We start from the raw sequence: 13,007 nt of genomic DNA, 5'->3' as shown, positions 1-13,007 counted from the left end.
AACGCCAAACTCACAACCGAGGGTTGCACGGTCGGAGCAGAGTCACGCGCGAAGCCGCTGTGACATTTCGGCGACGCAAACCACCACGCCTCTTACAGCAACGCAGCGTTAAACGGCGACGCGAGCCATCCGACGCCTCTTAGTCCGGCAGACGCGAGCTAACCACCCACCCGTCCGCTTCGTTTCGAACGCTGAGCGTCTCATCCCCGCGCAGGAACTCAGCCAGGGACGCCGGATCCGTCGCATCAAACACGCCATTGATCTTCCGCTCCGCCACCGCCGGATCTTCGATACGGATTGCGCGCGGGCTGTAGCGAGCGAATTCGGAGATAGCCGCCGACAGAGGAGTGTCTTCGAATATCAGTCTCCGTTCCGTCCACGAAGTCACTTTCTCCGTATCACGCAGCGACACACGAATCGCCGGCTGTGCTTTCGCGACGATCAGTTGATCGCCGACCGCGAGCTCGTATTCGCTGATCGCCTTATCCGTGGCCGCAGCCGATCGCGCGGCGGCGTCTCGCTGATTCACTCGCACGCGACCTTCCAACACCGTGACCACCGTGCGTGAGTCACTCGCCTTCACGTTGAAGGCCGTGCCCACCGCGACAATATCTGTCGCCCCGGTGCGGACTCGGAACGGGCGGTGCGGATCTTTCGAGACTCGGAAGATCGCTTCACCCTCCAACAGCTCGATCGCTCGCAGATCCGCTTTGAAATGCGCTCGCAGTCGTGACCGACTATTCAGTTCGACGACCGAGCCGTCTTCCAAAGTGATGGAGCGCTGCTCGCCGACCGCCGTCACATACTCCGGCGCAAGCCACTGCTGGAGTTGCGACCGGCCCGCGATCAATCCAACCAAAACGCACACGCAGGCAATCGCCGCCGCGAGCGGCCATCGCACAGTCTTGCGCTCAGGCCGAGCTGCGATGACCTCCGGTTGGAGGTCGAGCGCTGTGACGTTCCCGTCGCCACTCGCCTTCGCCGCCGCGATGAGCTCCGCCACGGTCATATCGGGCCATAGCTCCCGCTGACTCATCCGGCCCGTGAGCCGGCTCAGTCGCAAAAACTCATCGACGTGCTGCCCCGACGCTCGCAGCCACGCAAAGAACTGCTTGCGCTCAGCCTCGGTGCAGTTCTCATCCGACAGCACCGACAGCCAATGCGCGGCGCACTGCCGGGCGTGCGCCGTCGCTGGGTCTCGGGTGTTGTCTTGATCGGGTTGCATGCGTCAATCGAACTCGATGTGCTCGCGGAGGTGTGCGTAACCAGTGGTCAACATTCTGCGGACCATCCGCGGCGTGATGCCCAGATGGCCGGCGATTTCATCGTGCGACATGTCCTCGCGCAGCTTCAGGTACACCACCGCTCGCACCATGGGTGTCATCGTCTGTAACGCCGCGTCGAGTTGCGCCTTGAACTGCGCATCGTCGAGCAGCGACTCCGGCGTGGCCGCGGCGACCAGGCTTTCCAGCTCGGCGTCGCTGTGGGGCTTGGCGTGCACGGCCCGCAGGCGCCATTCCTGCGCCACGTTGCTGGCGACCCGGTACAGGTACGCCTGCGGCTCCTTGATGTGCTCGATCTGCTCGATCCGGAGCAGGCGGACATAGACCTCCTGCGCCAGGTCCTCCGGGTCGATGCGGCCGGGCAGGCGGCGGCGCAGATAGCGCGTCAGGCCCGCGTTCCAGTGGCGGGCCCACTCGGCGATGCGTTGGCTGCGGCCGGAGGGCATGTCGGTGCGACGTTTCCCGGATGGATTCTGGGGAGTTCTGGGGCTATGAGGGGGTCAGGGCCAAAAGCTGCCTCCGAGCATAAGATTTATCGCATGGGCGTGCTATTTCCGCGGACGGCCGCGGCGTACCTTGGCCCCATCGAGAACGAGGAGCCAACCATGCAGAACATCCGACGCAGTAACGAACGCGGCTACGCCGATCACGGCTGGCTGAAGTCGTTCCACACCTTTTCGTTTGCCGACTACTACGATCCCCGGCACATCGAGTTCGGCGCCCTGCGCGTGATCAACGAAGATCGCGTCGCTGCCGGCGCGGGCTTCGGGACGCACGGGCACCGGGACATGGAGATCATCAGCTACGTGCTCGATGGCGAGTTGGCGCACAAGGATTCGATGGGCACGGGCGAGACCATCCGTCCCGGCGATGTCCAGCGCATGAGCGCGGGGCGCGGCGTGACGCACAGTGAGTTCAATCCGTCGCGCGAGAAGCCGGTGCATTTCCTGCAGATCTGGATTCAGCCGAACCAGAAGGGCGTGCAGCCGAGCTACGAGCAGAAGCACTTTCCGGAGGCGGAGAAGCGCGGCAAGTTGCGGCTGATCGCTTCGCCGGACGGTGCGAACGGCTCGGTCAGCATCCACCAGGATGCGAAGGTGTATGCCGGCCTGTTGGACGGCGACGAGAAGGTTGAGCTTGCGATCGCCGCCGATCGTCAGGTGTATTTGCACGTGGCGCGCGGCAAGGTCACGGCGAACGGCAACGTGCTCAACGCCGGCGATGCGCTGGCGCTGACGGACACGGCTGCGTTGTCCCTGACTGATGGCCACGGCGCCGAGGTGATAGTGTTCGATCTGCAGCGAGCTAGTGGAGTGCGGCAGTGACGATCGAGTTGATGATTCCTGCGCGGCGTAAGGACCTGGGCGGCTTCGAAGTCGGCCGGGTCCTGCCCTGGACCAGGCGGCGCATGGTCGGGCCGTTTATTTTCTTCGACCACATGGGGCCGGTGAACTTTCCGCCCCAGGTGCCGCGCAAGACCGATGTGAGGCCGCATCCTCACATCGGCCTCTCCACCATCACCTACCTCTACGATGGCGAGATCGTGCATCGGGACAGCGTCGGGTTTCACCAGACCATCCGGCCGGGTGAAGTGAACTGGATGACGGCCGGCAGCGGCATCAGTCATTCGGAGCGCTTCGACAGCATTCGTGAGCAGGGCGGCTCGATGCATGGCATTCAGGCGTGGGTCGCATTGCCGGAGTCGGTGGAAGAAACAGCGCCGGGCTTCGTGCATTTCGATGCGAATCAATTGCCGTCGCATACGGACAAGGGATTGAGCATCAAGGTGATCGCGGGCTCGGCGTATGGACTGACGAGTCCGGTGACCACGCATTCGCCGTTGTTCTATGTGCATCTCGAATTGGATGCGGGGCGCACGACGGATGTGTGCGGCGGATATAGCGAGCGTGCGGTCTATGTCGCGAAGGGATCGGTGCGCATTGAAGGCGAGCAGTACGACGCGGGGCAGATGGCGGTGCTGTCGCCGGGCGCGATGCCGGGGATTACTGCGATCGAGCCGTCGATTGTGATGTTGCTCGGTGGCGAGGCCGTCGGGCCTCGGCACATCTGGTGGAACTTCGTTTCATCGAGCAAGGATCGGATCGAGCAGGCGAAGGCGGATTGGAAGGCGGGCCGGATCAAGTTGCCGGTGGGGGACGATCGGGAGTTCATTCCGTTGCCGGAGGATCCGCCGCCGGCGGCGCAGCCGATGTGATCAGGCCCTAGCCGTATCGCCCGACAACGCGCTCACGAGCAAGTCCGTCAACAGCTTTCCTGCGCGCCCATCGGGATCCAGAGCGGGGTTGTAGATGGTGACCTCGATTCCGACAGCCTTGCCGCTATCGAGGGCCGTCTTCAGGACAGTTTCGAGATGGTCGGGGGACAAGCCACCGGCCAGACGGAAGTCCACTGCGGGCATGACGGCATCGTCGAGACAATCGGCATCGACATGGATCCAGAATCCGTCGAGATCGCCGCGGCTCAGATGCCGAACGGCCTCTTCGGCGGCGCGGCCCACACCGAGGCGTTGAATGGCAGGAAGATCGAATGCGCGCAGCTCACTCGGCAGCGGCTGGCTGCCGAACTGGGCCTGATCCTCGTGGTCGCGATAGCCGAACGCCACCGCATCCATGGGTCTGATGAGCGGTGAGTCACCGTCGAAGTGCGTGAGCAAAGTCGGACCATGGCCCGTGACCAGGGCGAGATCCATCGACGCGGCCTCGCCATACGGCTCCGCTTCGGGTTGAAAGAAGTCGGCCTGTCCGTCGACGAACAGCAGGCCATAGCGGCCCCGTCGCTTCAGAGCCAACGCGGAACCGAGCACGATGGAGCAATCGCCGCCGAGCACAACAGGGAAGTCGCCGGCATCGAGCAGCGCGCCCATGGCATCCGCCAGCTTGTACGAGTAGCTCGCGATGTCCTTTCCGTTCAGTACATTCGTCTCCAGATCGCGCTGTGAGCTCCGCGAGTCTGGCTTGATGCAGCCGGCGTGGCGTGCCGATAGCCGCTCAGCCAAGCCCTGCTCGAGCAGGACTTCGGGGAGCCGATCGACCCCCTCCGAACGCAGTCCCAGCGTAGATGGCGCTTCGAGGACCGCGTAGTGACGATTCTGCAAATGTTTCGTCAGTGGCACGAGAATCTCCTTGGCGTGCCGACGGAACCGTCGACCAAACCATTTGTTCCACTCCAACGATATATTTGCTTCGCGCAAATAATGCGAATGAGCCGAAGCCTTCCGATTCAGGGCGCGAGTGGCGAGGGCACTAATGCAGCTACGGAGAGCTGTGGCTGACCTAAGTTGCCGAACGCCACCGAGCAACGCAAGTTGTCGTGCACCACACGTATCGACATGCGCGGAAACACATCGCGTCGGAGCTGTTTCACCAGCTCACAATCTCCCGCGTCGAGCTTGAGCGTTGTATCTCTCGCCATGGAAACGGTTTTCCATTCGGCAGGAAATCGCTCAATGTTCTCTGGTGTCGCCAACGCCTCATGCCGAACCTTGGCGACCAACTCGTCCGTGCGGGTGTGCTGAGTCACGGCGGCGATGTTCGCTTCCGTCGCTTCCACCGGCGACTCCAACTTGATCTGCATGTACGCGTCCGCTTGATCCGTGCATCGTTGCATGACGATGGAGATCCCATCGCGAGCGCCGACGCTGCGGAGGATGGCTTCGAGTCGTCGCTGCAGCGTATTGCACGAATAGGCGGTCGCCGTGCCTTGATACGCGAACTCGAGTGATTGCTGACGCCAGACTGCGGGAATGTAGTCGGGTGCAGCCGGCGTCGCAGTACTGATCAGCAGCAGCGCTACGCTGGCAAGGCTCGCCGGGGCAAGTTTGATCACTCGAGCCTCCGGATCAAAATCGATACATCACGGCCGCATCGAACTGAAAGTACGAATCGTCTTCGACAATCGGGCTGTCTTGCGCGTCGCCTTGTAGCTGCGCCGCCGATGCGCCGGCGGCGACGATCCAGCGCGGGCTGAGTGCGTAGACGGCGTTGACGAACAGCCGCGCGTCGCCGATGCCGTTCTGCGCCTCATAGAGGGATAACCCCGATCGTTGGCTTTGTTGCGGGTCGACGGCGAAAAAGCTTCGCGCGTATTCGTCGTCGATCCAGCGGGCCGCGATTCCGTAACTCAGTGAGAATCGTTGCGTGATATCCGAGCGGCTCTGCAATGTCACTTCGGCGACCGTGCCGTGGCCTTGATCGGCAATGTCAGTCGACACGGCTGCAGTCGCCGTTACCGGGCCGATGTTGTACGCGCCCTTGAGTCGCGCGACAGCCGTGCGGTCCACGTCGCCGAGGCCGCGCAGGTGAGAGGAGTCGGATTCATCGCGCTGCGTGACATCCGGTGCGAGCGACAAGGTCAACGAACTGTGGTCGCGCTGGACAAGATACGCACCTAACCCGTCTGCATTCAGGAACCAGCGGTCGCCATAGGTGACATTGAGTGCCGGCAGCGGCAGCACTTCGACCGAGTCGCTGCCCGGAAAGTCCGGCCGTGCGATCACGCCAGCGCCGGCGCTGACTTGCCACGACTCGTCGTGTGCGTCGTCGTGATTTTGAGCAAGCAGAGTTCCGGCGTAACAAAGGCCGACGCCGCTGAATATCAGCAGCGCGAGGCGAGGCAAGTGCATGGCGGTCTCCCGATAGGCGAGACCAGCATAGGGAAGGAGACTTAGCGCAGACTTAGCGCGCTCGCGTCAGGCCGGCGGCTGAGTTTCGGCAGCGAGCTCCGGTGCGGACGTTGTTTCTTCCGAATCCGTAACTAACGGTTTGGCGACAGGCGGCGGTGTGATCGTCGCTGTTTCGAAACGCATCCGGGCAATCAATCCCGAGCCATCGACGCGATTGATCAGCTCCAAGCCAATGCGATTCCGATCCGCCGCATTCTTGGCGATGGCAAGGCCGAGTCCGCTGCCTTCGGTCTCCGCGCCTTCGATGCGGAAGAAGCGGTCGAACACGCGCGGCAGCAGCTCCGTTGGGATGCCGGTGCCGTTGTCGGCGATCTCGATGGTCACGACGCCTGTGTCCCGGTGCAACGTCACATCGACAATCCCGCCGGGCGGTGTGTAGCGCAAGGCATTGTCCAGCAAGTTATGGATCAGGCTGCGCAGCTCGTCCTCGTTCGCATGCACGGTCGCATCGATATCGGCCGCATAGCCCAGATCGATATTGCGCTTGTCGGCGAGCACCATGAAGTCCGCGATGGTCGACTTCAGCAGCCCATCCAACTGAATCGCAATCGGCGGATCGGCCGGTCGCGGCGATTCCTGGCGTGCGAGGCGAAGCAACTGCTCGACCAGGCGTTTGGTGCGCGCCAAGCCGGCTTCGAGCTGCTTCAGTTGCTCCGTCGAGGCCGAGTCCGGCATCCGGGATTTCAGATTCTCCAGCTGCAAACTCATCGCCGTGATCGGCGTGCGCAGCTCGTGTGCCGCATCCTGCACGAACCGTCGCTGTGCGCTGAAAGCATTCCGCAAACGTGCCAGCAACGTATTCACGGCCAGCACGAGCGGCCGAATCTCACAAGGCGCATGCTCGGCGGGCAGCTCGGTCAAACGATGCTCGTCCTGTTGCGCCGCTGCCCGGGAAATCAGTTCCAGCCGGCGAACGGCCGGGCGCATGCCGAACCACAGGAAACAGGCCGAGATCGGAATCATCAGCAGCACGGGCAGAGCGACCTGGAAAGCCTGTGACTTCACCAGGTGACGGCGGAACCGCAAACTCTGCGCGCTCTGTACGGTGCGATCCGGCGACTGCAAGGTGTAAACGCGCCAGCGGGAGTCGCCGATGGTGACATCGTGAAAGCCTTGGGCAGGTTGGCGCTGCAAATCCAGCTCGGGCCACGACGTTGCGACCAGCCGATGGCGGCGATCCCAGACCTGCACGAACATGTCGCCCTTCTCGACCACGTTGTGACGAGTGAGCGGACGCAAAGTCGGCGCGGAGCCGGAGGCGCCGGCGTGCGAATCGGCGAACAAGCGCAACTGGTTGTCCATGAAGACGCTGACCATGTTGCCGTACACGTAGTACGTCACAGTCGCCGCGACGATTGCCGCCACCACATACAGCGGCAGCAGCCAGGTCATCAGTTGTTTGCGGAGCGAATCCTTTCTCATGACGCATCCTTGCTGACGCGCCAGCCGAGCCCGCGGACGTTGCGGATCACGTCCGCGCCGAGTTTGCGTCGTACGCCGTGTATGAGCACTTCGACGGCATTGCTGCTGACTTCTTCGCCCCAGCCATACAGCCGTTCTTCGAGTTGAGTGCGAGACAGGATCGCGCCGGGCCGTTCGAGCAGCGCGTGCATGAGACGAAATTCCTTCGCGGAAAGCAGGATCGAAGCGCCGGCGTGAGTCAATTCGCGGCTGGAAAGATCCAGCTGGGTTTGCGCCGTGCCGATGGTGGATTGTGCGTGGCCGCCGACGCGGCGAACGATGGCCCGCATGCGAGCGAGCAGTTCGCGCATCTCGAAGGGCTTCACGAGATAATCATCCGCGCCGACATCGAGACCTTCGACGCGATCATCGACGCCGTCCCGCGCCGTCAGCACGAGCATGGGTGTGCGGTCACCGTCCTGTCGGGCTCGCCGCAGGACTTCGAGCCCCGAGCGGCGCGGTAATCCGAGGTCCAGCAACACGGCGGCATAGCCGCCCTGTGCCAGCGCATCTTGCGCCAGCACGCCGTCTTTCACCCAATCGACGGTCAGCCCATTCTCGGCCAGTGCCTGCCTCAGGCTCTGACCGATCATGTTGTCATCTTCAACCAGCAGGACGCGCATGCGCCGCACGTTCGTGGACGAACGTGCGGCTGTCAAGATGTCCGTTAGCGGGGCGGTTACGCTGCGCGAGGGAGCAACTCTCCAATCGCGTTGTGCGCCTGAGCCAGGCTCTTTTCGCGCGACTCCTCGCCCATGCCCAGACCCTCGGCGAACACGAAGTTCACATCGGTGATGCCGATGAAGCCCAGGAACTGCTTCAGGTACGGCGTCTGCGTGTCGGTCGCGTCGGCATAGAAGCCGCCGCGAGTGATGAACACATACGCCTTCTTGCCCTTCAACAATCCCTCCGGACCGTTGGCGGTGTAGCGGAACGTCACGCCAGCGCGAGCGATGTGATCGAAGTACGCACGCAGCGTCGAGGGGACGCTGAAGTTGTACATCGGCACGGCGAACACGATGGTGTCGGCGTTCTTGATCTCCTCGATCAGCGCATCCGAATACTCAGCGTGCGCGCGCTGTTCATCGGTGCGGGCGTCGGGCTGCGACAGGAACGCCTGGAAGCGGTCGGCCGTCAGGTGCGGCACCGGATCGCTGGCGAGGTCGCGCGTAACGACGCGGCCTTCGGGATGCTTGGCCTGCCAGTCGGCGACGAAGCGCTGGGCCAGATGGGACGACTGACCGTTGGCGCCGGCCAGGCTGGCATTGATCTGTAGCAAAGTGCTCATGTGACCTCCGAATCGGCTTTGTTTTCAGTGGTCACTATTTAAGTATTGAGTGAGTCGATAAAAAAGCCGAAGATTTCGAGGTTATTCATCGAATGGCTCGATAGATGGTTACCAAAGCACCTGCGGAGACGGCCAAAAAGCCGTTGCAAACCATGCGGTTACCCCACATCAGCATGGAGCAGTGGCGCTGCCTGATAGCGGTCGTCGAGGCCGGCGGCTACGCCCGCGCGGCGGAGGCGTTGCATAAGAGCCAGTCGTCCGTGACCTACGCCGTCCAGAAGCTCGAATCGACGTTGCAGGTGAAAGCTTTCGAGATCCAGGGCCGCAAGGCGAAGCTCACGCCGGTTGGCGAGATGTTGTATCGACGTGGGCGTCTGCTGCTCGAAGAGGCCGACGCCATCGAGCGCGCCGCCAGTCGGGCCTCGGCAGGCTGGGAGGCAGAAATCTCTATTGCGGTGGAGATTCTGTTTCCAACCTGGCTGATGTTTCAATGCCTGGACCGGTTCGGCAGAGAGAGTCCGCAGACTCGCATCGAATGGTTCGAAACCGTGCTCGACGGCACGCCCGAAGCGTTGCGCACCGGCCAGGCGGATCTGGCGATCACCGGCATCGTGCCGCCCGGGGTGCCGGCGGAGCACTTGATGATGGTGCGTGCCAGTGCCGTCGCCCATCCGGATCACGAGCTGCACAAGCTCGGCCGGCCGGTGGAATATCGCGACCTGCGCAAGCATCGTCACATCATCGTGCGCGACTCCAGCGCCAAGCGCGATAAGAAAGCGTTGACGCTCGATGTGGCGCGTCGCTGGACGGTGAGCAACATGGCCACGTCCATTGGCGCGGTGTCGCGCGGTTACGGATTCTCGTGGCTGCCTGAAGACAAGATTCGCACCGAGCTACAGAAGGGCGAGCTGAAGCTGCTGCCGATGCGCGACATGACCCATCGCATGCAGTCCTTGTACCTGGCGTTTGCTGATCGCGACGGCGCGGGGCCGGGCGCGTTGCGTCTGGCGGAGATCATCAAGGAAGAAGTGAAGAGCGCCTGCCTGGCCGCCGGCCGGGAGCTGCGAGACGTCACATCTCGATGATGCCCCGATTCAGGGCAATCGTCACCGCGTGAGTGCGATCGTTGGCCGACAGCTTGGCCATGATGCTCTTCATGTGCGCCTTGACGGTTTCTTCGGAGATGCCCAGCGTCGCGGCAATTTGTTTGTTCGCGCTGCCGACCGCTACGCGCTTGAGCACGACGATTTCACGCTCGGTGAGCGCGTCATCGGCGGCATGCTCGGCGATCTCCGTTGCGATCTCCGGCGGCACGCGGCGGCGGCCGGCATGCACCGCGCGAATGGTCTCCAGCAGCTCTTTGCGTAGCATGCTCTTGAGCAGATAACCCATCGCGCCGGCTTTCAACGCCCGCAAGGCCTGCACATCGCCTTTATAGGTGGTGAGCACGACGATGCGGGCATCGGGAAATTCGCCGCGGATGGCGTTGATCGCGTCGATGCCGTTCATGTCCGGCATCTGCAAATCCATCAGCGTCACGTCGGGACGATGCTGGCGAAAGCTCTCGATCGCCTCGCGGCCGTTGGCGGCTTCGCCAATCAGCACCATGTCGGGCTGGGCTTCGATCACCGACGCGACTCCTTCGCGCAGCATGGGGTGATCGTCGACGGTCAGGATCCGGATCGGTGGGGCGGTGTCGCTCATCTCGCGCCGATCATAGCAGGGCGGTATTCACTGGCGTGGTGGCGGGCGGGGCGTAGCAGTCACTTCCCCAATCGGGTGATGTCCCGTCCGCTCCTTCTGGGGTGTTCGCCGACGCGGCCCTGAACGACTATCGATGTCATCCGCTGTCCTCGCGAGGATCCATGACTACGCAACTACAGACGCATGACACTCTGCCGCCGCGCGCGTGGAGCGATCTCGCCAGCCTGGCCGGCCATCGCGTCGCCAGGACGCCACGAGGACTCAGTCGCCGGGCGCTCAATCGAGCCTGCAGCTACATCGCCGAGAATCTGGGGGAGCGCTTCACGTTGGACGATCTGGCGCGCCAGGCCGGAGTCAGTCGCTTTCACTTTGCACGCTTGTTTCGCGTCAGCATGGGTGAGAGCCCGATGGCTTACCTGCTCAAGTCGCGCATCGAGCGCGCCAAACAAATGCTGTTACAGGACGATCGGCCGGTGTGCGAGATCGCAGCGTCACTGGGCTTTTGCGATCAGAGCCACTTGACGCGCACGTTCCGACGAATGACTGGACTTACACCTCGCGAGTTCTCGCGCCTACAGAGAAACGTTGACTGAACAATGCGGCAATGGATTGCCGCGAGGCGGCAAGGGGCCGCCGTGAGACTGGGGAGGATCCGCAGTAAGGCTCGCTTGATAGTCGACCTTAGGGGTGCATTCAGGGTTGATCTCATCCACGATTTTCCCTTACGCAACGATAACTCCTTCTACTGGTGAGTTACCCGATCAGCAACGGGCACGACGTGCTCGCGGGACCGCCGGACAAGAAGAAGTGGGAGAGTCATGAGTCAGTCGGCAGAGAAACCGGTGTCGGCGCCGGGATCGGAGCGGAAGTCCGGTCGCGCGGTGTTCGATGAAAACCGCACGGTGTGGGAATGGCAGACGGCCACCGGCGTGTTCGAGCGTCACGTGAGCGACGAGCAGCTCGCTCGCCTGGAGAACGCGAGTTTGCAGCTGGTGGAGCAGCAGCGGTACGAGGGTCGCGCGATCTACGGTGAGACGGGCAACCAGGCGGCGTACAGCGCTCGCAAACAGGCGTTCGTGGGTCGTCCCGCGCCGGCCGTTCGCTCCTCGTCGACGGGGACGTTGCGTCAGTTCTGGCGCCGGTTGTTGCCGTCGACTTGAGTCAGGGTTGACGGATATATAGATATTCGAAGGCCAGGAACTCGTTGGCCTGTGCCCGCTGCTCCTTGAGAAACAAGCGCACGATCTGCCGGTCGCCCTCGACTGCGCCGATCGTGAGGCGATACATGAAGGGCACGTTCCTGGCCTGGCCCCACACCGGGGCCACAAAACTGGTTCCGCGCAGCTCGAGCTGCCCGGCGTGTGCTTCGTTGGCGCCCGGCAGGGTGTAACTCATCATCTGCGGCAAGCGGCTATCCAGCGAGAAATATTCGTACTGCTGGTTGATGGTGTTGAAGCTCACATAGGCGACGCGCGTGAACGCTTCCTGCTGCGAGTCCGCCGCAGGCGTCATCTCTTCATCCAGGAACGCGTCATTCACGATGCGTCGCTGAGCGGTCGCTTTCGGCAATTCGATGGCCTTGGCGTCCGGCCCCGGCCACATCTTCGGCTCGACGCGCCAGTTGCCGGCCATCTGCCGAATCAGGGGCGTGACCGAGCCGGATCCGGGCTCACCGTGCGCGGCGGGCACGACCGTCATCCATGCAGCTACAAAAATCAACGAAGCCAGGCGCGCGATTCTGGAGCAGCAATTCGTCATGTGAGCTTCCTTCTGCGTCAGGATGAACTGTAGCTGGCTCGCAGGTCGCGTGCCGCTTCGGGCGAGACACCGATCCGGTCTTCGTTGTCCCAGAGAAAACGATAGTAGGCAATCCGCCTCGGATCGGGCTCGATGTCGTAGGCGCGGAAGAATTCCTGTTCCCAGCCCGGGCCGTAGTTGTAATCGAGATTGATGCTCGCCACCGCCAGGTCGGCCCAGCGATCGGCGATGCCGAGTGAGCCGAGATCGACGTGGCCGATGGGGCTGCCGTCGGCCCCGATGATGGTGTTCGGGGAACACGGGTCGCCGTGACATACGACCAGGCGGTCGATCGGGGGTACGCCGAGCTCCGCCCAAGGAACGCGTCGACCGGTGCGATTTTCGGGCGACCATTCGAACGGACACTCAGCGACCGGCAGTGCTTCGTGAAGCATGCGCAAGCCCCGTCCGATGGCGCGCGCCGCGACCAGCGGTTGAGAGATCCAAGGTTCCATCACGGCGCCCGTGCCGGCGAGCGCCGCAGTGACCAGCCACTGAGCTTCGTCGTTCGAGCCCCATTCCAGCACGCGAGGAACATTGTGATAAGGCGCCGCCCATTCGAGCCGGCGTCGTTCCCCATCCAGATCGAGCCGCGTCGTGTGAGGACTCCACTTGATGAAGCGCGTGCCGGCTTGATACGTCGTGCCGCCGCGCTCATTGGTCCAGACCAGCTGCGGCCGTTCATCTGCGCCGAGCTGCAGGACTTTGGCGGGAAGGGGTTCAGTCAAGATCGGATCGACTCATTGGGGCATACTCCAGGTCAGGGAACGAT

The 13,007-nt window shown here is 62.9% G+C and carries 16 protein-coding genes; 5 read left to right on the top strand and 11 right to left on the bottom strand.

Translation table 11 applies throughout. The annotated features are described in order from the left end of the window. Window positions 1–139: 139 nt before the first annotated feature. Window positions 140–1,225, bottom strand: coding sequence for a FecR family protein (locus GYH35_RS19850; protein WP_161829299.1), 1,086 nt, complete (start codon window positions 1,223–1,225; stop codon window positions 140–142). A gap of 3 nt (window positions 1,226–1,228) precedes the next feature. Then, a complete protein-coding gene (locus tag GYH35_RS19845) occupies window positions 1,229–1,729 on the bottom strand; it encodes an RNA polymerase sigma factor (RefSeq protein ID WP_161812803.1) in 501 nt (166 codons plus the stop codon). Window positions 1,730–1,888: 159 nt separating this feature from the next. Between GYH35_RS19845 and GYH35_RS19840 the strand changes: the two genes are divergently transcribed. Together GYH35_RS19840 and GYH35_RS19835 are read left to right on the top strand one after the other, a co-directional pair. Beyond that, window positions 1,889–2,608, top strand: a complete 720-nt coding sequence (locus tag GYH35_RS19840) for a pirin family protein (RefSeq protein ID WP_161829298.1) — start codon at window positions 1,889–1,891, stop codon at window positions 2,606–2,608. An 11-nt stretch (window positions 2,609–2,619) separates the two neighbouring features. After that, a complete protein-coding gene (locus tag GYH35_RS19835) occupies window positions 2,620–3,498 on the top strand; it encodes a pirin family protein (RefSeq protein WP_161829417.1) in 879 nt (292 codons plus the stop codon). On the opposite strand, the gene GYH35_RS19830 is transcribed toward GYH35_RS19835, so the two are convergent. The 6 genes from GYH35_RS19830 to GYH35_RS19805 form a co-directional block, all read right to left on the bottom strand. Continuing rightward, window positions 3,499–4,398, bottom strand: coding sequence for an arginase family protein (locus tag GYH35_RS19830; RefSeq protein WP_161829416.1), 900 nt, complete (start codon window positions 4,396–4,398; stop codon window positions 3,499–3,501). Between the two features lie 125 nt (window positions 4,399–4,523). Then, window positions 4,524–5,129, bottom strand: coding sequence for a hypothetical protein (locus tag GYH35_RS19825; RefSeq protein ID WP_161829297.1), 606 nt, complete (start codon window positions 5,127–5,129; stop codon window positions 4,524–4,526). 13 nt (window positions 5,130–5,142) lie between these two features. Further along, entirely contained in the window at window positions 5,143–5,925 is a 783-nt protein-coding gene (locus tag GYH35_RS19820) for a MipA/OmpV family protein (RefSeq protein WP_161829296.1), read from the bottom strand. Between the two features lie 66 nt (window positions 5,926–5,991). After that, window positions 5,992–7,407, bottom strand: coding sequence for an ATP-binding protein (locus GYH35_RS19815; protein WP_161829295.1), 1,416 nt, complete (start codon window positions 7,405–7,407; stop codon window positions 5,992–5,994). Next, window positions 7,404–8,069, bottom strand: coding sequence for a response regulator transcription factor (locus GYH35_RS19810; protein ID WP_129642027.1), 666 nt, complete (start codon window positions 8,067–8,069; stop codon window positions 7,404–7,406). The genes GYH35_RS19815 and GYH35_RS19810 overlap by 4 nt, the downstream gene beginning before the upstream one ends. Window positions 8,070–8,125: 56 nt before the next feature. After that, on the bottom strand, window positions 8,126–8,734 hold the full coding sequence (locus GYH35_RS19805; protein ID WP_161829294.1) for an FMN-dependent NADH-azoreductase: 609 nt from the start codon (window positions 8,732–8,734) through the stop codon (window positions 8,126–8,128). 104 nt (window positions 8,735–8,838) lie between these two features. Between GYH35_RS19805 and GYH35_RS19800 the strand changes: the two genes are divergently transcribed. After that, window positions 8,839–9,819 carry a LysR family transcriptional regulator gene (locus tag GYH35_RS19800; RefSeq protein WP_235936817.1) on the top strand — a complete coding sequence of 327 codons (981 nt, stop codon included), beginning with the start codon at window positions 8,839–8,841 and terminating at the stop codon, window positions 9,817–9,819. On the opposite strand, the gene GYH35_RS19795 is transcribed toward GYH35_RS19800, so the two are convergent. Further along, entirely contained in the window at window positions 9,806–10,438 is a 633-nt protein-coding gene (locus tag GYH35_RS19795) for a response regulator (RefSeq protein WP_161812809.1), read from the bottom strand. The two genes, GYH35_RS19800 and GYH35_RS19795, sit on opposite strands and share 14 nt — an antisense overlap. A 161-nt stretch (window positions 10,439–10,599) precedes the next feature. Between GYH35_RS19795 and GYH35_RS19790 the strand changes: the two genes are divergently transcribed. Both GYH35_RS19790 and GYH35_RS19785 read left to right on the top strand, forming a co-directional pair. Next, on the top strand, window positions 10,600–11,031 hold the full coding sequence (locus GYH35_RS19790) for a helix-turn-helix domain-containing protein (protein WP_161812810.1): 432 nt from the start codon (window positions 10,600–10,602) through the stop codon (window positions 11,029–11,031). A gap of 225 nt (window positions 11,032–11,256) precedes the next feature. Further along, window positions 11,257–11,598 carry a hypothetical protein gene (locus tag GYH35_RS19785; RefSeq protein WP_161812811.1) on the top strand — a complete coding sequence of 114 codons (342 nt, stop codon included), beginning with the start codon at window positions 11,257–11,259 and terminating at the stop codon, window positions 11,596–11,598. A gap of 1 nt (window position 11,599) precedes the next feature. Here GYH35_RS19785 and GYH35_RS19780 read toward each other — a convergent pair whose 3' ends face one another. Together GYH35_RS19780 and GYH35_RS19775 are read right to left on the bottom strand one after the other, a co-directional pair. Next, window positions 11,600–12,196 (bottom strand): DUF1579 family protein, encoded by a 597-nt coding sequence (locus GYH35_RS19780; protein ID WP_161812812.1) that lies wholly within the window; start codon window positions 12,194–12,196, stop codon window positions 11,600–11,602. A gap of 17 nt (window positions 12,197–12,213) precedes the next feature. After that, entirely contained in the window at window positions 12,214–12,963 is a 750-nt protein-coding gene (locus GYH35_RS19775) for an aminoglycoside 3'-phosphotransferase (RefSeq protein WP_202624433.1), read from the bottom strand. Window positions 12,964–13,007 lie beyond the last annotated feature (44 nt).

The organism is Steroidobacter agaridevorans (genome assembly GCF_009932555.1).
GTDB classification, from domain to species: domain Bacteria; phylum Pseudomonadota; class Gammaproteobacteria; order Steroidobacterales; family Steroidobacteraceae; genus Steroidobacter; species Steroidobacter agaridevorans.
The sequence above is the reverse complement of the archived record's forward strand: the minus strand, read 5'-3'. Positions and strand labels throughout refer to the sequence as shown.

What these genes read in the sequence shown, in the direction of transcription:
- GYH35_RS19850 (WP_161829299.1), bottom strand. Translation starts at nt 1,225, where the DNA reads ATGCAACCCGATCAAGACAACACCCGAGACCCAGCGACGGCGCACGCC.
- GYH35_RS19845 (WP_161812803.1), bottom strand. Translation starts at nt 1,729, where the DNA reads ATGCCCTCCGGCCGCAGCCAACGCATCGCCGAGTGGGCCCGCCACTGG.
- GYH35_RS19840 (WP_161829298.1), top strand. Translation starts at nt 1,889, where the DNA reads ATGCAGAACATCCGACGCAGTAACGAACGCGGCTACGCCGATCACGGC.
- GYH35_RS19835 (WP_161829417.1), top strand. Translation starts at nt 2,620, where the DNA reads ATGATTCCTGCGCGGCGTAAGGACCTGGGCGGCTTCGAAGTCGGCCGG.
- GYH35_RS19820 (WP_161829296.1), bottom strand. Translation starts at nt 5,925, where the DNA reads ATGCACTTGCCTCGCCTCGCGCTGCTGATATTCAGCGGCGTCGGCCTT.
- GYH35_RS19815 (WP_161829295.1), bottom strand. Translation starts at nt 7,407, where the DNA reads ATGAGAAAGGATTCGCTCCGCAAACAACTGATGACCTGGCTGCTGCCG.
- GYH35_RS19810 (WP_129642027.1), bottom strand. Translation starts at nt 8,069, where the DNA reads ATGCGCGTCCTGCTGGTTGAAGATGACAACATGATCGGTCAGAGCCTG.
- GYH35_RS19805 (WP_161829294.1), bottom strand. Translation starts at nt 8,734, where the DNA reads ATGAGCACTTTGCTACAGATCAATGCCAGCCTGGCCGGCGCCAACGGT.
- GYH35_RS19800 (WP_235936817.1), top strand. Translation starts at nt 8,839, where the DNA reads ATGGTTACCAAAGCACCTGCGGAGACGGCCAAAAAGCCGTTGCAAACC.
- GYH35_RS19795 (WP_161812809.1), bottom strand. Translation starts at nt 10,438, where the DNA reads ATGAGCGACACCGCCCCACCGATCCGGATCCTGACCGTCGACGATCAC.
- GYH35_RS19790 (WP_161812810.1), top strand. Translation starts at nt 10,600, where the DNA reads ATGACTACGCAACTACAGACGCATGACACTCTGCCGCCGCGCGCGTGG.
- GYH35_RS19785 (WP_161812811.1), top strand. Translation starts at nt 11,257, where the DNA reads ATGAGTCAGTCGGCAGAGAAACCGGTGTCGGCGCCGGGATCGGAGCGG.
- GYH35_RS19780 (WP_161812812.1), bottom strand. Translation starts at nt 12,196, where the DNA reads ATGACGAATTGCTGCTCCAGAATCGCGCGCCTGGCTTCGTTGATTTTT.